Raw genomic sequence first — 16119 nt, 5'->3', positions numbered from 1 at the left:
CAATTTGTAACCTCTTAAAAGATTAAGATTTTTACATGAAGATACTTGTTATTCAACAAAAAATGATTGGCGATGTTTTGATAAGCAGTATTATCTGCAACAATCTTCGCAATGCTTATCCTGACGCACAGATAGACTATTTGGTTTATGCTTCTACAACTCCTGTTTTAGAAGGAAATTCAAATATTGACAACATCATTTTATTTGAAGAAAAACATCGAAAAAGTAAAAAAGAATTACTGAATCTGGGACTTCAGATTCGAAAAGAAAAATACAATTTATTAATCGATGCTTATTCTAAGCTCGAAAGCTGGATTTTGGTTTTATTAAGCAACGCGAAACAAAAAATCTCCTATAAAAAACCGGGCAGAAATTTTCTTTATACAGATAATGTTCCGTTTGAACCTTTTCCGAAAACAAATTTGGGTTTGGCTATTGAAAGAAGACTTTCATTATTAGAACCATTAGACTTAAAAATAAAAATTGATCCAATTCCGAAATTGTTTGTTTCTGAAAAAGAAAATCAAGAAGCTGTAATATTATTCGAAAAACATAACGTTCGAAAAGACCGAAAAACAATAATGATAAGCCTTTTAGGAAGTGAAAAACTAAAAACTTATCCGTTAGAATTCATGTCGGCTGTTGTGGATTATGTGGCAGATCATGCAGATGTTAATATCCTATTCAACTATTTTCCTAAACAGTTAGAAGATGCAAAAACGATTTTTAACGCCTGCAAACCTTCGACTAAGGAAAAAATATATTTTGATTTATTAGGCAGCGATTTACGTTCGTTCATTGCTATTATGAATCAATGTGATCTAATTATTGGAAATGATGGCGGCGCTATCAACATGGCAAAAGCATTAGAAAAACCTTCTTTTATCATTTTTTCTCCTTGGATCGAAAAGAAAATCTGGGCCACTTTTGAAGACGGAATCCATCATCTTTCGGTACATTTAAAAGATTATCGCGCAGATTTATTTGAAGGTAAATCTGAAAAAATGCTTAAAAAAGAAGCTTTGTCTTTATATCAGGAATTTAAACCTGATTACTTTAAAGATCAGATCGCAATGTTTCTAGAAAAAAATATCAGCTAAAAGATGGTTTCTTCTCAAAAGCAGCTTTTATCGGCATTATTGATTACTTATAATGAGGAATCAAATATTAGAGCGGTTCTCGACAATTTGGCTTTTGCCGATGAAATAATCGTTGTAGATTCTTTTAGCACCGATAAAACTTTTGAAATTGCTTCTGAATATAAAAATGTAAAAGTGGTGCAGCGTGTTTTTGATAATTTTGCTCTTCAGAGAAACTTCACTATAGATTTAGCCACAAATCCGTGGATTCTTTTCATTGATGCTGATGAAAGAATAACTCCTGAACTTCAAAAAGAAATCAATAAAACGATTCATAAAGAAAATAGTGCATCGGCTTATTTTATGTATCGCAATTTTATTTTCGAAAATAAAAAACTGCGTTTTAGCGGCTGGCAGACAGACAAAATTATCCGACTTTTCAAAAAGGAAAATGCAAGTTACAATTGCAATAAAATTGTACACGAAAAACTAATCGTAAATGGAGAAATTAAAAAACTAAAAAACAGATTAATACATTACTCCTACTCTAATTACAACGATTACAAGCAAAAAATGATCTTTTACGGACATTTAAAGGCACAAGAAGAATTGGCCAAAAATACGCAGCCAACGCTTTTTCATACCCATATAAGACCCACTTATCAATTTTTAAATCAATACATTGTTCGAGGTGGTTTTCTGGATGGAAGGAAAGGAATAATTATCTGTTATTTAAATGCTTTAAGCGTTGCTGTACGCTTTAAGGAACTTAAAAAACTACAATCGAGAAATTAAGATTTCCAGAATTTCAGTTTCTTTTTCAATCTTTTCTTTCTGGCAAATTCATCTTGGAAATGAGTCGTTGCCTGCCACATTTTTTCAAATATTTCAGCTTCGGTTTTATCCGTGTAATACTTAGCATATTCATTGCTCATTACCGCAATCATTTCTTTTTTTGGCGTTAAGCGGCTAAAGTTGTTCATACGCTGCTCAAAACTCATGTTTTCATGAAAATTCATTCGGTTTAAATCGACTAAAAAGAAACTATAAAGATTGTTTTCGTTCTTTTTTATTAATGTATTTCCAGGAGAATGATCTAAAAACTCTACTCCTTTTTCATGAAGGTCGAAAGTAAACTTTGTAAACTGTCTTAAAATAGCATCGTTATCCGGATATTCGGGAATTTCAACCAGTTCTCTATATGTCAATTCTGTAATCAAGTGTTCGCTGGCATAATAACTGTCTTTTAAACCAATTACATTAAAATTCTCCAAAAATGCAATGGGTTGCGGCGTTCCAATTCCTTTCTCTAATAAAATAGTAGCATATTCAAACGAACGTCTTGCTTTCGATTTTCTAAAATAACGATAAGCAACCTTATTTACTATATTCGGAATTTTAAATGATTTAATATTAATCGTTTTACCTTCTAATTCGAATAATTTTATTTTATTACGATCTCCATTTCCAAAAAGTTCACCCGAAGAATTAAACGTTTTGATTTTGTCAAGAATTGACGAAGTACTATTTTCAAAAGAAGGATTTACTTTAAAATTCATCAGTAGTTTTTTATAAGAGGACAAAAATACGCATACGATTTAAGACTTCAAATTATTATTGTACTTTCGTAAAAAAAGAAAATAATGTCCCAAAAAAGTATTTTTCTCGAAACACATAATATCAACAACAGAGCAACGGGTTTAGGAACTTTTAATTACGAATTAATAAAAGGATTAGCCGCATTAGATTTTAATGGTTACGAACTAACTTTAAACAGTTCAAAACCGGAACTTCTAAAGGAAGAGTTTCACGACAAATTCAAGTATCATAAATACAGTAGTCTTTCACGTCATCCGTTGTTCAGAATTCGAAAAAAATACGACTTATGGCATTCGGTAAATCAAAACATTAAAGTTGAACCTTTTTTTAAAGGCAATTATTTACTTACGGTTCATGATATTCATTTTGTCGAAGAAGTTTCTTCAGACAAAAGTGGCAAACTGCATAAGCTTTTTAAAAAGAAGCTGGAAAGATCTACTGCCATTACTTACATCTCAGAATTTGCCAAGAAACATACACACGAGCATTTTAATGTACCTAATGTTCCTGAATATGTCATTTACAACGGAAACCCAATTTCGACTCTTTTAGATACTGCTGCTTTTATTTCGCCCGTTCCTGTAGACAAACCTTTTTTCTATTCTATTGGAGATTTTATAGAAAGAAAAAATTACGGTGCCATCATCAATATGATGAAAGGAATTAAAGATTTTAATTTGATCATTTCCGGAAACAATGATAAAAAATACGGCGAAGAAATTAAAAAATTAATTATAGATAACGGTTTAAGCAATCAGGTTTTCTTGACCGGAAAAGTATCTGATGAAGGAAAACAGTTTTATATGAAAAACTGTACCGCATTTCTTTTCCCTTCTATTCGCGAAGGTTTCGGCTTGCCGCCAATTGAAGCGATGAGCTTTGGTAAACCCGTATTTTTATCTGATAAAACTTCATTACCGGAAATTGGAGGCGAAGTTTCTAATTATTGGACAAACTTTGATCCGGAATATATGAAAGAAGTTCTTCTTAACGGATTATCTCATTTTGACAGCAACAAAATTGAAATAGAAACTTTACTCAAAAAAAGAGCTGCAAGTTTCGACTGGAAAGTTGCAGCTGCACAATATTTTGATGTTTACAAACAGATCTTAAAATAAGATCTGTTTTTTTTTATAAATGTTTAAACCATTGCCCCACGTTCTTTTTCCAAATATAGAAATCTGAAGGCAGTACTTTAAAAAAGTCTAAGTTATTTTTTATTTCATTAAAAGTTGAGCCTTTAACAAAAGCTAATTTTTTCCATTTTTCAGGTTCCATATAAAAGAAATTGCGCATGTCTTTATAGTTGCTTTCGTTTACATTTGCCCATTTATTCAAAAACTCTTCCTTGTTAATATCGCAGTCATGTCCCCAATTATTAAATTTCATTTCCAGTTCTTCTTTTGTTCTCGAAATACATTCGTGTAAAATAGGCCCTCTAAAATAAATAATTCTTTTGCGTGTTTGTCTTCCTATTTTATAATTAGGATAATTTGTAGCCACCATAATTTTGGTTGGCTTTTTTACATACAGCATTCCTGAATCAACTCTTTTGTAAAGATTGATCAGACATGGAGATATTTGAACCTGATTTTTTTCAGGATTTTTTAGAAAATGATTTTTAGATTTTAAGAATTTTACAAACCCTTTAAAATCCAGGAAATATTCATCTGCATCCAATTGAATAAGCCAATTGCCTATTCCCATTTTTTCTGCAAGTTTTTTTCGCTCCAGAACCTCACATTGCATGCTTGTTAACTCTGGATGATAAAAGTTATCTTCGAGTATTTCTATTTTAGAATCGACATCAATAGACCGTAACCATTGAAAAAAATCATCTTCTATAATAAAAGACTCTCCCTTCCAGGTTTTTCTTTCTTTATCAATTGCTAAAAAAATTGAGTCAGATTCATTATATACTTGAGGAATAGCAATTTTAAGCAATTCATAATCATATGAAACCAAAAATCCGACCTGAATTCTTTTCATTTATTTAAATTTGTTGCGGCAAAGATAATAACATTCCGAAATTATCAGTAAAAATTACCACTGATTCTTTAAGACAATTTTAACTTTAACCTTATCTTTGCATTGCTAAAACAAAAATCATGCAAAACTCCGAAATTCCTGAAATTTCTGTTATAATTCCTGTTTTTAACGCAGCTCCTTTTTTACAGGAGAGCATAGAAAGCATTTTAAATCAATCTTATTCTAACTTTGAGTTAATAGTACTAAACGACAAATCTACAGATGAAAGTTTAGAAATCATAAAAAAACTTCAATCTAAGGATAACCGAATTACTATTATTGACAAAGAACAAAACGTTGGACCGGCAAATCTAAGGAATGAAGGTATCAACGCTGCAAAAGGAACATATATTGCCTTAATGGATGCAGATGACATTGCTGCACCAACCCGTTTTCAAAAACAAATCGCTGTATTTAAAAACAATCCCGAAATTGGTGTCTGCGGTACCTGGTTTACTTTTTTTGGATCTGAAAAAAATAAAATCATAAAACACAATACGAATCACGATATAATAAAAGTATCTTTTTTACACAGTTGTAACATCGGAAACCCAACTGTAATGTTTAAAAAAGAAGTTTTAAGTGATTTAAAATTCGATAATGATTATGTTCCGGTGGAAGATTATGATTTATGGAGCCGATTATTGGCTAAAACCAACTTTTATAATATCCCGGAATCTCTTTTAGATTACAGACAGCACAATAACAATATCAGCAAAACTAAAATCGATAATGTAAACCGTGCTGTAAGAAATGTAAAAATCAATCAATTACAAAATCTGGGGATCGATTCAACTGATCCAAAAATTGATTTTTACTTAAATGCTGTTTCATTTAAAAAGAGACTTTCTCCAGAGGAAATTATCGAAACCATTAATGCCTCTAAATTTCTGCTTTCGCAGAATGAAAAATTAGGTTATTTTAATTCCGAAGTACTTCAAAAACATATCACTAAAAACCTGATACGAACGGTTCGAAATGCCGGTTCTTATAATCTTTCCTTTTTCAAGCATTTGAAAAACAACGAAAAACAATTATTTCAAAAAGTAAATTTATTGGATAAAATCATTATTTACTTCAAGTCTTTAGCTGGGTAAACTAAATATTGAGTTTAATATAACGCCACAAATATTTAAGTTTTAAAGACAATCCCGCTTTATCTAAAAATTCATCGATTGCCAATTGAGGTTCTTCGATGTTTTTAAACTCCTCATTTTTACGCAATTTTAAAGCCTCAAAAGCCGAGGCTTTAAGTAAAGATGCCATAACACCTTTTATATTTTTTGTTCTGGCCTGCGGAATCTTTTCGAGTATTTCTTTTATATTCTGATAAGAGGAATATCGTTGGAAAAATGGTGTTTTTAACGAATAAACTCCTCCCGGATGCCATCTGTAAACTGCTGCCTGAAAATTCAGAAAAGCACCTTTGCCATGACAAAGTGCAAGGGCATAAAGCGTATTATCTTTACCATACTTGAATTTTTTATAATCAAGCGGATCTACAGCTTCTTTTCTAAAAAGACTCGTTAAAGTATACGTGCAATAAGGTTTAAAAAGGGTATCAAAATCTACCGTATACACAGCTGGCAACGATTCTTTAAAATCATTTGGGACTAATTCAGTTCCTTTTCTGGTATAAAAATCAGTCCAGGTTATAACGTAATCCGGATTGTTTTCGAGGAAATCAACCTGTTTTTGTAGTTTTAATTCATCAATCCAATAATCATCTCCTTCGCATAATGCGATATATTTTCCCTGCGCCATTGGAAAAGTAACATCGCTCCAAAAATTGATTTTTTGAGAATATTGGTTTTCTTTTTGCAAAACGGTTTTAATAATCAGCGGATATCTTTCGGCATATTCTTTTAAAATAGCAGGCGTAGCATCTTTTGAGGCATCATCATGTACAATTATTTCAAAAGGAAAAGTAGTTTCCTGCTTTAAAAAACCTTCTAAAGTTTCTTTAATAAATCCTTCGTGGTTAAAAGTATCACATAAAATACTTACAACTGGTTTTTGTATATCGCCGGTCCAATTTAGAATAATGCTGTCTTGATCCCTCATGAAATTATATTATCGGTAACTTTTTTATTAATATTTTATTGGTTGAAGCTTAGAATTTATTCTAAAAATCCAGTTTCTTTGCCGGAATTCCAAAAACAGTCGTGTTTTCTTTTACATGTCTGATAACTAAACTCGCTGCGCCTACTGTTGCGCCCTTGCGAACAATTACATGCGGCAATATTGTAGCACGTGTATTAAGCGTAGTTTCTTCTTCAAGAACAACAAAACCACCTGTAAAAGAATAAGAGCTTACATGAGCCCATTTACGAATCTTGGTATCGTGTCCTAAACCAACATATCCTTGTATAGTAACAAAATCTTCAATAATACAGTCATTGCTGATATTCGCATACATAAAAACCAGTAAACCTGTACCCACGACAGTATTGGTATTCAGTTTTGTCGAAGGGTGAATTAAATTGATAAACGAACCACCTTTTTTTAGAATTAGTTCAGCGTAATGTTTTTTCCACTTTACGGTTCCTAAAGCACAAACGAAAACATCGTCTTCTTCAATTTTATAATCTTCTACTGAGGAAAGAATTGGAGGATAATTTTCAAAACCCTCAAGAGCATCCGCTTTGTCGTCTAAAAAACCTTTTACAACATATTCAATATTAAAACCAGAACATTGTGTGGCAAGATCATAAACCTCACGACCAAATCCTCTTGCTCCTACTATTACTAAATTTTTCATTCGTTAATTATTAAATTACAAGCTCCCCAAGAATATCCAACGCCAAAACCAGCTAATATTAAGTTTTTAATATCTGTAGTTTTTCCTTCCTTTTGGGCTTCATATAAAGCTATAGGAATGGTCGATGAAACCGTATTACCGCAATGTTCCATCGAAATAAAAAATTTCTCTTCCGGAATTTTGATCTTTTTTCTCAAATGATTGAGCATGTATTTATTTGCCTGATGAAAAATAAACAAATCAATATCCTCTTTGGTTAAACCCGATTTATCTAAAATTGATGCTGTAAGTTTTGGAACAAATTCTCCAGTGAAATTAAAAATCTCGGTTCCATTCATGAATAAGTTTTTATCATTTCTGATATTTCCAAACTCATCCTTAATATCTTCATTTTCTTCTGAAACAGGAAAACGCATACCGCCTTGCTTTACAATTAAGTTTTCGGCTCCTTTTCCGTCGGTGCCAAAAACAAAATTACCAATCGAACAAAATCCTTCGTGGCTTGTAATTAAAGTGGCTGCTGCTGCATCTCCAAAAATTGTTTTATTGCTTTTATCTTTTGGATGAATAAATTTCGAATACGTTTCGGATGTAATCAACAAAACATTCTTTGCCATTTCTCCGGCAATTAAACCTTTTGCCAGACTTAATCCGTATACAAAACCAGAACATCCTAAATTAAAATCTAAGGCACCAATCGAAGTATTTAAACCTAACTTATCCTGAATAATACAAGCTGTTGTAGGCAAAAAATAATCCGGGCTTTGTGTACAAAACAACAAATAATCTATAGTCGATCTGTCGATGTTATGTTCTTCAAATAATTTTTCGGCCGCCTTAACCGCCATATCCGATGAAAATTCATCGCTCGCGCTTATATGTCGTGAATTGATTCCGGTTTTTGAGCTTATTTTTTCAATATCCCATTCCGGAAAATCCTGATTAATTAAATCGTTAGATAAAATCGCTTCGGGCAGATAATAAGAAATGGCTTTTATACTTGCTTTCATTTTCAAATTATATTGTTGAAGTTCTTCCTCCGTCTAAAACTAAATTCTGACCTGTAATCCAGCTGCTTGCCTCAGATAATAAAAATACAATTGGATTAGCAACCTGAACCGGATCTCCGTATCCTAACGGATATTTCTTTTCGTCCTGCTGAATAACTTCTAAAGATAAATCTTCGATAGATTTTGACGTAATTTCTGTTTTCACCATTCCCGGCGAAACACAATTCACACGCGTTTTGCTTACCGCAAATTCATTTGCCCAAACTTTTGAAATCGCAATTAACGCACCTTTGCTTGCGGCGTAAATTCCGTTTCCTTTCATTCCAAACAAACCTGCAACCGACGAAACCAAAACAATCGAGCTTCCTTTATTAATTTTTTTCTTTTTAAAAATCAAATTAATCAAATACGCGATCGAATCGAAATTGATGCTTCGCATTTCATTCATTAATTCTTCTGAATAAAATTTAACGGGCGCCAAAGAAACTATTCCGGCAGAATGCACAACTCCGTCTACATTTTCGATCGTATCTACAATAGATTTAATATCCTCCATTTTAGATAAATCTGCGGTTATAAAACTATTATTGTCGCCGCATTCTGCTATCAATTTCTCCAGAAAATCTTTTCGTCTTGCAATTGCTATAAAAGTACCACCTTGTCTTGCAATAGCCAGACATGTTTCATAACCAATTCCCGAAGATGCCCCGGTTACTAATATTTTTTTTCCTGATAAATCAAATGGATTCATTATATCTGTTTTTATTCTTTTGTTTATTAAAATACTCGTAAAACTTTAAAATTCTAAATTCCTCGTCACCAAATATTGGCGAATGATCTTTAAAATTTACCAGATTGGATTGAATATTTTCTACAATTTTTTTGTCTTCATTTAAAACCAAATCCAAAGAATCATTGGAACTATTATTTATAAAGTCAATAATATTTTGTTCTGATTCACTTAATTCTTTTTCAAATTTTGAAGCAAAATATCGTACTCTTAAATTTGTTTTAGAAGGCGATTCCGGAAACATAAATCCAAAATAAAATCCTTTTCCTTCAACTGTACTTATAAAGGCATTTGGGTAAATATAAAAATGAAAATATCCCTGCGTTTTAAAGGTTCTTTGTGCCAATGATTTTTCGATAATCTTATTTGGCTTTACATTTTCTCCTTTTGGAAATTCGCACCAGCTGTGTCCGTCAAAAAAATCAAATTTCTCGGGAGAAACAGATCCAAATCCCATTTTTGCAAAGGAATTTTCATGTACCGAAGTACAGTGATAACACTCCAGAACATTTTCTATCAGAAGTTTCCAGTTTACTTTGTGTTCAATAGTGTAATCTATTGTTTTTGCTCCAAAATGCGTGCTGATTTCCTGAAGCGGTGCAAATATATTTCCTAAATAATCTTCTAGGCTTTTATCGAATTTGTCGTTTAGTTTCAAAAAAACAAAGTCACCACAAAAAGCGACTTCATATTCTTTCAGTTTCAATTCGTTAATATGATCTCTTTCAAATGAATTTCGGCACATTAACCCTACAACATTTCCTTTTTTTCCGTAAGTCCAATTATGATACAAACAAGACGAAACTCTGTTTCCATAAGGTTCTTCGTGTATGGTATTAAACCTGTGCAGACATACGTTTTGAAAAGACTTAATGGTACCATTAAAATTTTGAATAAAAATCTTATTTCCGTAGTACTCAAAAGCTACAAAATCATTGTTGTTTAGTAATTCGTTTTTGTGAGCTGCTAAAATCCAGGATTCATTAAAAAACAAAGATTTTTCTTTTAAATAAACTTCTTCGTCTATATAATCTAAATTCTTTATCATATTTCTATTAAATCTGAAATCACCACATTATCCAGCCTTATTTTGGCTGTTCCCCAAGATAAACCTACTCCAAATCCGCAAATAATTAAATCCTTAGAAGCATTTGTTAAACTCTCTTTGAGCTGTGCAGCGATTGTTAAAGGAATTGTTGCAGATGATGTGTTTCCAAATTCTTTTAACGAATAAGGAACTTTCTCTACAGGCAGTTTTAATTTTTTAACGATCATTTTATTCATCATTAAATTAGCTTGATGAAATACAAAATGATCTATTTTATCTATATCAATTTCAAATTTTTCGACCAGTTTTTTTACAGTTTTAGGAGCCTGCGAGATTCCGAAACCAAAAACGTCCATTCCGTCAAGAACTAAATTGCAGGAATTACGGCTTATTCCTTCTTCAATATCTTTTACTTGAAGAGAATTTTCATCAATTCTGCTTCTTGATCCTCCGTCTGGAATAATAATAGCTTTATAACCAGAACCATCTGTACCTAAATCAAAAAGTAAACTTTCTGCTTTTTCATCAAATTCAAATGCTGTAGCACTTGCGCCGTCACCAAAAAGAGGTATGGTGCTTTTATCTGTTTTAGAAAGCAGTTTACTGCTGGTATCTCCCGCTAAAAGCAAACCTTTTTTTAAACCCGTTGCCTTCATCATTCCGGCAATAATAGACATTCCGTAAACATAACCGGAACATCCAAGAGGAACATCAAAAGCAATACAATTGGTTGAAAAACCTAATCTGTCTTGAAGAATAGCTGCAGAAACCGGTAAAATATAATCGGCAGTCTGAGAAACAAAAACCAGGATTTCTATTTCGTCTTTCTGCCAATTTAAATCTTGGATTAATTTTTCAGCAGCTTCGCAGCATAAATCAGAAGTACAAATTTCTTTTGTTGCAATACGGCGTTCTTCTACTCCGGTTGCATCAATGAATTTTTGAATTTCTTCCTGCGATAGTATTTCTAAATCAACGTTTAGTTCCTTATTTTTAGGAACGCAGCAAGAAATACCTTTTATTGCAATATCATTTACTGAAAAAGCTGCCATTTAATTATCCTTTATTTTTAATAATTTCGAAGATATCGTTTAATGAATTCGAAGATTTAATTTCGTCTCCTGTCAATTTTACATCATATTCTTCATCAGCCATAGCGATTAATGACAATGCTGTTAACGAATTCCACTCGTCTAAATCTCTAAAAACAGTTTCTTGTGTAATTAATGCCGCGTCTGTATCATCTAAAATATCTGCAAAATTTCGCAAAAAAGTGTTGATTTCCATAATAATATTAAATTTGTTTTATGTTATTGTTTATATTGATCTTACAAAAAACCAAAAAAATACTTACCTTTTTATTTTAATAAAAATCCGCTTAAAACATTGTGAACCAATTAAGTTAAAAACAAGTTCCATAACTTACAATGTTATAATAGTGGCTTATATCAATAATTAAGCTTTCTTTTCCTAATTTTACCCCGCAAATATAACAATAGTTATCCTTAAAGGTAAATTAAACTCACTAAATCCATAATTAAATGATTCCCGTAACCAAAACATTTTTGCCTCCGCAAGAAGAATACAATTCTTATGTACAACGCGCGTGGGACAAAGCTTGGCTTACAAATCGTGGTGAACTTACTTTAGAATTAGAAGATAAGCTTAAAAACTTTCTTGACGTTTCTAATTTAATCATTACTAATAACGGCACAATTCCCATTCAAATTGCATTAAAGTTATTTGGAAAAGGAGGCGAAATAATAACAACACCATTTTCTTACGTAGCTACTTCGGCAGCTATTGTATGGGAAAACTGTACGCCGGTTTTTGTAGATATCGATCCTGATTATTTAACAATCGACGAAACGAAAATCGAAGCGGCCATTACGCCAAAAACAACCGCCATTTTAGCAACACATGTTTTTGGAAATCCCTGCCATGTAATCGAAATAGAAAAAATTGCAAAAAAGTATAATTTAAAAGTTATTTACGATGCTGCACACAGTTTTGGAGTAAAATACAATAACCAATCTGTATTTAATTTTGGAGACGTAAGCACCTGCAGTTTTCATGCAACCAAATTATTTCATACAGGTGAAGGCGGCGCCATCTTCTGCGATGATAAAGAAATTTTTCATCAGCTGTATTACAGTCATAACTTTGGCCACAATGGCCCGTTGGAATTTCATGGTTTAGGAATAAACGCAAAAATCTCCGAACTGCAATCAGCTTTGGGCTTAGCGGTATTTCCATACATGGAACACATTATTGCCGAAAGAAAAAAAGTAGTTGATTTTTACAATGAAAATTTAAACTTTGAAACGGTACAAGCTTTAAAAATAAGAGAAAATACAGAATGGAATTACAGTTATTATCCTGTAATTTTTAGCTCAGAAGAAGTTTTATTGAAAGTTCAGAGCGCGCTGGCGGAAAAAAATATATTTCCCCGACGTTATTTCTATCCCTCTTTAAACACTATAGAATATACAAAAGGAGATAAAATGCCTATTTCTGAATCGATCGCATCACGAGTTTTATGCCTGCCTTTATACGTAGGAATCGCTCCTGCCGATTTAGAAAAAATAGTTCAAATCATAAACAAACAAACCTTATAACAAAGCTGTTTTGTTATCATTAAAATATTTAGGTTATGAGTCAAGATATTAACACTGAAGTTCACAATGCTTACGAAGTTATAAAAGAAGGCGGTATTATTCTTTACCCAACGGATACCGTTTGGGGAATTGGCTGCGACGCTACTAATCCGGATGCTGTTGCCAAAATTTACAAACTAAAACAGCGTGCTGAAACACAAAGTATGATTGTTTTGATGAATGGAGAAAAGATGATGTACAACGTTTTTAAAGATATTCCGGAAGTTGCCTGGCAGATTCTCGATTTATCTGAAAAACCAACAACATTAATTTTAGACGATGCCAGAAACGTAGCGCAGAACATTATTGCAGCCGACAAATCTCTGGGAATAAGATTAGTCAAAGAACCATTTTGTTTTAAATTGATGGAAAGAATGAAAAAGCCTTTGGTTTCAACATCGGCTAATATTTCTGGACAGCCAACTCCTATTGCTTTTAAAGACATTAGTCCCGAAATTATTAAAGGCGTTGATTATGTTGTAAAACTAAATCAGGATAAAATTGCCGGAAAACCGTCAACCATTATAAAACTGACAAAAGATTCGCAGGTAAAAGTAATTCGAAAATAATTGTGAATTATTAATTGTGAATTGTTAATGCTTTTTTTGACGTTTAAGAAAAACGGCTTCGACTTCGCTCAGCCTGACAACCTTTTAGTTTCAGGCTTTTAATGTCACCCTGAGCGAAGTCGAAGGATATTCCAATAAACCTTTGCAACTTTGTCCCTTTGTAACTTTGAGCCTTAGAATCTTAGTAACTCAGAACCTTAGCAACTTAAATAGTTCCTAAACTCTCAATCAACCAATCGATATCTTCTTTTGTGTTGTAATGGCTAAAAGAAATTCGGAGATTGGGCAGTTTTAAATCTTCTTCAGAAAGCATTTCTTTTAAAACATGCGAAGGTTTTATACTTCCGGATTGGCACGCACTTCCTCTCGAAACCGCAATTCCTTTCATATCCAAACTGAATAAAAGCATCGAAGTTTTATCTGAAGAAAATGGAAGCGTAATATTAATGATATTATAAAAATCATCTTTTTTTCCGTTGATTCTAAAACCTGGAAAATCAACTTCTAATTGTGCTATCAGATATTTTTTTAAGTCGGAAATATAGTTTCTTTCTTCCTCTAAATTTTCATAAGAAACAGCCAGCGCTTTTGCCATTCCTGCAATTTGATGCACCGCTTCTGTTCCGGCACGAAGGCCTTTTTCTTGTTCTCCTCCAAAAATTAAAGGCTGTAAACCCGAATTTTTTCTGATAAAAGCAAAACCAACTCCTTTTGGTCCGTGGAATTTATGTGCACTGGCCAAAATAAAATCAACAGGAGTTTTTTGAAGATCAATTTCTGTTTTACCAATAGACTGAACCGTATCGGAGTGAAATAAGGCATTGTATTGCTTACAAATAACCCCAACTCTATCTATATCTAAAATAGTTCCCGTTTCGTTGTTTACATGCATTAAACTCACGATTGTTTTCTTTTCCTGAGCTAATAGATTAGAGAGATCTGTTAAATCGATGCTTCCGTCTGCATTTACTTTTACATAATCGACCTTAATATTATAATCTGACTGCAAGGCCAATGCTGTATACAAAACTGCATGATGCTCTATTCGTGAAGTAATAATACGCTCTACTTTAAGATCTTCAACCGCCGATCTTAAAATCCAGTTATCCGCTTCTGTTCCGCCAGAAGTAAAAAGGATTTCCTGTGCCGTACAATTTAAATGTCTGGCTATATTTTTTCTGGAAAGCTCTAAAATGGTTTTAGCATTTCGCCCAAAACTATGTGTAGAAGATGGATTTCCAAAATCTTCTGTCATAATTTTTGTCATTTCCTGAATAACTTCAGGGCGCATCGCAGTAGTTGAGGCGTTATCGAGGTATACTTTTTTCATTACTGCAAAGTTATGAAATATCAATTGTCTAATCTTAAATATCATTTGCCAAATTTTTCACTATTTTTGACCCAAATAAAATTACTAATGAAAAAATATGCAAGCCTTCTATTACTGGCTATTTTCTTAAACGGGTGCGACGATGGAGACTTAACTGTAGAACAAATCAATTTTGATTCAGTAACTCCAACAAGCTGTATTCCTTTTGTTGAAAACAGCCTTAATACAGATCCATTTATAATATACAAACTTAAACCTCAGGAATCTCTTATTTTGCAGGTGCCAAAAACGAATGGTGCTGGTATTGTAAACGATCCCGGTGTTAAAGAATATGATATAGACAACTCACAATATCGTGTTTTATACAGAGCCTATAACGGAACTGTATCAAAAGATAATGTATGCGGTACAATTCCACCAAGTTCTCCAAATGTTACCGAAGAATGGATTGGAACTGCAGGAAAAATAAAAATTGTAACATCACAAGTTCCAACAGAAACAGATGCTAATGATTCATTCCGAATTAAAGCGTACAACCACGTAATTACATTCGAAAATATTACCTTTTTAAAACCTGCAGGACCTCAGGTTGAAACTTTATTTGAATTTGGTACTTTCCAAACAACAGTTACTCCTGCGGATTTAACATTCCAAAATGCAGATACTGGTGAAGCATTTATTTGTGATGACAAAACAAAAGTATACAACTACAGTGCATCAATGACTGTATTAGTAGAGAATTTGTCTGCCGGCCTGATTATTAACCAAGCTACTCCTGCCGGACAGCCAAGAACAGCAGATGTTACGGCAACTACAAATAAAGTGGTTTACAGAAATTTTGTTCCGGGAACAGGAAGTATTACAACTGCTTATCCTTTTTGCCTTGCACAACCCCCTGCTGTACCAGCTGTAAATGAAACCTGGATTGGTGCAAGTGACCCATTAGATACTAAAGCAACTATTGAAGTTTCAACACAAGAAGTAGCCGGCAAATTTATCCATACCATTGTATTAAAAAATGTATTGCTAACGAAAGGAAACAGCAGTTTTAAACTTGGAAATGTTTTCACTCTTGGTAAAGTCACACAATAATTATTACACAAAAAAGATTATTATTTGTTGTAAATAGACCATTTTAATTCTTACAAAAAAACGTCCGTTTTTCATACTGATTTCAATAGAAAATCAAATGAAAAACGGACGTTTTTTTATGCTTTAAAATCAGCTTTTCTAAGCTTCAAAAAAGAT

Annotated in this window: 17 protein-coding genes; 7 read left to right on the top strand and 10 right to left on the bottom strand. The window is 32.6% G+C overall.

What is annotated here, in order from left to right; genetic code table 11:
• Positions 1 to 35 precede the first annotated feature (35 nt).
• Together AC1RRQ_RS02955 and AC1RRQ_RS02950 are read left to right on the top strand one after the other, a co-directional pair.
• A complete protein-coding gene (locus AC1RRQ_RS02955; protein WP_493021270.1) occupies positions 36 to 1100 on the top strand; it encodes a glycosyltransferase family 9 protein in 1065 nt (354 codons plus the stop codon).
• A gap of 3 nt (positions 1101 to 1103) precedes the next feature.
• Positions 1104 to 1874, top strand: a complete 771-nt coding sequence (locus AC1RRQ_RS02950; protein ID WP_493021268.1) for a glycosyltransferase family 2 protein — start codon at positions 1104 to 1106, stop codon at positions 1872 to 1874.
• Here AC1RRQ_RS02950 and AC1RRQ_RS02945 read toward each other — a convergent pair.
• Positions 1871 to 2638: a Kdo domain containing protein gene (locus AC1RRQ_RS02945; RefSeq protein WP_493021266.1), complete on the bottom strand. Its 768-nt coding sequence runs from the start codon at positions 2636 to 2638 to the stop codon at positions 1871 to 1873. The genes AC1RRQ_RS02950 and AC1RRQ_RS02945 overlap by 4 nt on opposite strands.
• Positions 2639 to 2722: 84 nt before the next feature.
• Between AC1RRQ_RS02945 and AC1RRQ_RS02940 the strand changes: the two genes are divergently transcribed.
• Entirely contained in the window at positions 2723 to 3796 is a 1074-nt protein-coding gene (locus tag AC1RRQ_RS02940) for a glycosyltransferase family 4 protein (RefSeq protein ID WP_493021264.1), read from the top strand.
• Positions 3797 to 3809: 13 nt separating this feature from the next.
• Here AC1RRQ_RS02940 and AC1RRQ_RS02935 read toward each other — a convergent pair whose 3' ends face one another.
• Positions 3810 to 4667 carry a hypothetical protein gene (locus tag AC1RRQ_RS02935; protein WP_493021262.1) on the bottom strand — a complete coding sequence of 286 codons (858 nt, stop codon included), beginning with the start codon at positions 4665 to 4667 and terminating at the stop codon, positions 3810 to 3812.
• Positions 4668 to 4786: 119 nt separating this feature from the next.
• On the opposite strand from AC1RRQ_RS02935, the gene AC1RRQ_RS02930 reads away from it, so the two are divergent.
• On the top strand, positions 4787 to 5803 hold the full coding sequence (locus AC1RRQ_RS02930; protein WP_493021260.1) for a glycosyltransferase family 2 protein: 1017 nt from the start codon (positions 4787 to 4789) through the stop codon (positions 5801 to 5803).
• A gap of 1 nt (position 5804) precedes the next feature.
• On the opposite strand, the gene AC1RRQ_RS02925 is transcribed toward AC1RRQ_RS02930, so the two are convergent.
• From AC1RRQ_RS02925 to AC1RRQ_RS02895, 7 genes are all read right to left on the bottom strand, one after another.
• Positions 5805 to 6770 carry a glycosyltransferase gene (locus tag AC1RRQ_RS02925; protein WP_493021258.1) on the bottom strand — a complete coding sequence of 322 codons (966 nt, stop codon included), beginning with the start codon at positions 6768 to 6770 and terminating at the stop codon, positions 5805 to 5807.
• Positions 6771 to 6831: 61 nt separating this feature from the next.
• On the bottom strand, positions 6832 to 7467 hold the full coding sequence (locus AC1RRQ_RS02920) for an acetyltransferase (RefSeq protein WP_493021256.1): 636 nt from the start codon (positions 7465 to 7467) through the stop codon (positions 6832 to 6834).
• Positions 7464 to 8477, bottom strand: coding sequence for a 3-oxoacyl-ACP synthase III family protein (locus AC1RRQ_RS02915; RefSeq protein ID WP_493021254.1), 1014 nt, complete (start codon positions 8475 to 8477; stop codon positions 7464 to 7466). Before AC1RRQ_RS02915 ends, AC1RRQ_RS02920 begins: the two co-directional genes overlap by 4 nt.
• A gap of 7 nt (positions 8478 to 8484) precedes the next feature.
• Positions 8485 to 9228, bottom strand: a complete 744-nt coding sequence (locus AC1RRQ_RS02910; RefSeq protein ID WP_493021252.1) for an SDR family NAD(P)-dependent oxidoreductase — start codon at positions 9226 to 9228, stop codon at positions 8485 to 8487.
• The gene (locus tag AC1RRQ_RS02905) at positions 9215 to 10315 is read right to left on the bottom strand and encodes an aromatic ring-hydroxylating oxygenase subunit alpha (RefSeq protein WP_493021250.1); all 1101 of its coding nucleotides are present in this window, start codon (positions 10313 to 10315) and stop codon (positions 9215 to 9217) included. The genes AC1RRQ_RS02910 and AC1RRQ_RS02905 overlap by 14 nt, the downstream gene beginning before the upstream one ends.
• Complete coding sequence (locus AC1RRQ_RS02900) at positions 10312 to 11367, bottom strand: ketoacyl-ACP synthase III (protein WP_493021248.1); 1056 nt, start codon at positions 11365 to 11367, stop codon at positions 10312 to 10314. The genes AC1RRQ_RS02905 and AC1RRQ_RS02900 overlap by 4 nt, the downstream gene beginning before the upstream one ends.
• A 4-nt stretch (positions 11368 to 11371) precedes the next feature.
• A complete protein-coding gene (locus AC1RRQ_RS02895; protein WP_493021246.1) occupies positions 11372 to 11602 on the bottom strand; it encodes a phosphopantetheine-binding protein in 231 nt (76 codons plus the stop codon).
• 254 nt (positions 11603 to 11856) lie between these two features.
• Between AC1RRQ_RS02895 and AC1RRQ_RS02890 the strand changes: the two genes are divergently transcribed.
• Together AC1RRQ_RS02890 and AC1RRQ_RS02885 are read left to right on the top strand one after the other, a co-directional pair.
• Positions 11857 to 12933: a DegT/DnrJ/EryC1/StrS family aminotransferase gene (locus AC1RRQ_RS02890; protein WP_493021244.1), complete on the top strand. Its 1077-nt coding sequence runs from the start codon at positions 11857 to 11859 to the stop codon at positions 12931 to 12933.
• A gap of 35 nt (positions 12934 to 12968) precedes the next feature.
• Complete coding sequence (locus AC1RRQ_RS02885; protein ID WP_493021242.1) at positions 12969 to 13541, top strand: L-threonylcarbamoyladenylate synthase; 573 nt, start codon at positions 12969 to 12971, stop codon at positions 13539 to 13541.
• A 205-nt stretch (positions 13542 to 13746) separates the two neighbouring features.
• Here AC1RRQ_RS02885 and AC1RRQ_RS02880 read toward each other — a convergent pair whose 3' ends face one another.
• On the bottom strand, positions 13747 to 14871 hold the full coding sequence (locus AC1RRQ_RS02880) for a cysteine desulfurase family protein (RefSeq protein ID WP_493021240.1): 1125 nt from the start codon (positions 14869 to 14871) through the stop codon (positions 13747 to 13749).
• A gap of 87 nt (positions 14872 to 14958) precedes the next feature.
• Between AC1RRQ_RS02880 and AC1RRQ_RS02875 the strand changes: the two genes are divergently transcribed.
• Entirely contained in the window at positions 14959 to 15963 is a 1005-nt protein-coding gene (locus AC1RRQ_RS02875) for a hypothetical protein (protein WP_493021238.1), read from the top strand.
• Positions 15964 to 16119: the final 156 nt, after the last annotated feature.

It is taken from the genome of Flavobacterium sp. GW821-FHT12A05, assembly GCF_058807735.1.
The sequence above is the reverse complement of the archived record's forward strand: the minus strand, read 5'-3'. Positions and strand labels throughout refer to the sequence as shown.

What these genes read in the sequence shown, in the direction of transcription:
- AC1RRQ_RS02955 (WP_493021270.1), top strand. Translation starts at nt 36, where the DNA reads ATGAAGATACTTGTTATTCAACAAAAAATGATTGGCGATGTTTTGATA.
- AC1RRQ_RS02950 (WP_493021268.1), top strand. Translation starts at nt 1,104, where the DNA reads ATGGTTTCTTCTCAAAAGCAGCTTTTATCGGCATTATTGATTACTTAT.
- AC1RRQ_RS02945 (WP_493021266.1), bottom strand. Translation starts at nt 2,638, where the DNA reads ATGAATTTTAAAGTAAATCCTTCTTTTGAAAATAGTACTTCGTCAATT.
- AC1RRQ_RS02940 (WP_493021264.1), top strand. Translation starts at nt 2,723, where the DNA reads ATGTCCCAAAAAAGTATTTTTCTCGAAACACATAATATCAACAACAGA.
- AC1RRQ_RS02935 (WP_493021262.1), bottom strand. Translation starts at nt 4,667, where the DNA reads ATGAAAAGAATTCAGGTCGGATTTTTGGTTTCATATGATTATGAATTG.
- AC1RRQ_RS02930 (WP_493021260.1), top strand. Translation starts at nt 4,787, where the DNA reads ATGCAAAACTCCGAAATTCCTGAAATTTCTGTTATAATTCCTGTTTTT.
- AC1RRQ_RS02925 (WP_493021258.1), bottom strand. Translation starts at nt 6,770, where the DNA reads ATGAGGGATCAAGACAGCATTATTCTAAATTGGACCGGCGATATACAA.
- AC1RRQ_RS02920 (WP_493021256.1), bottom strand. Translation starts at nt 7,467, where the DNA reads ATGAAAAATTTAGTAATAGTAGGAGCAAGAGGATTTGGTCGTGAGGTT.
- AC1RRQ_RS02915 (WP_493021254.1), bottom strand. Translation starts at nt 8,477, where the DNA reads ATGAAAGCAAGTATAAAAGCCATTTCTTATTATCTGCCCGAAGCGATT.
- AC1RRQ_RS02910 (WP_493021252.1), bottom strand. Translation starts at nt 9,228, where the DNA reads ATGAATCCATTTGATTTATCAGGAAAAAAAATATTAGTAACCGGGGCA.
- AC1RRQ_RS02905 (WP_493021250.1), bottom strand. Translation starts at nt 10,315, where the DNA reads ATGATAAAGAATTTAGATTATATAGACGAAGAAGTTTATTTAAAAGAA.
- AC1RRQ_RS02900 (WP_493021248.1), bottom strand. Translation starts at nt 11,367, where the DNA reads ATGGCAGCTTTTTCAGTAAATGATATTGCAATAAAAGGTATTTCTTGC.
- AC1RRQ_RS02895 (WP_493021246.1), bottom strand. Translation starts at nt 11,602, where the DNA reads ATGGAAATCAACACTTTTTTGCGAAATTTTGCAGATATTTTAGATGAT.
- AC1RRQ_RS02890 (WP_493021244.1), top strand. Translation starts at nt 11,857, where the DNA reads ATGATTCCCGTAACCAAAACATTTTTGCCTCCGCAAGAAGAATACAAT.
- AC1RRQ_RS02885 (WP_493021242.1), top strand. Translation starts at nt 12,969, where the DNA reads ATGAGTCAAGATATTAACACTGAAGTTCACAATGCTTACGAAGTTATA.
- AC1RRQ_RS02880 (WP_493021240.1), bottom strand. Translation starts at nt 14,871, where the DNA reads ATGAAAAAAGTATACCTCGATAACGCCTCAACTACTGCGATGCGCCCT.
- AC1RRQ_RS02875 (WP_493021238.1), top strand. Translation starts at nt 14,959, where the DNA reads ATGAAAAAATATGCAAGCCTTCTATTACTGGCTATTTTCTTAAACGGG.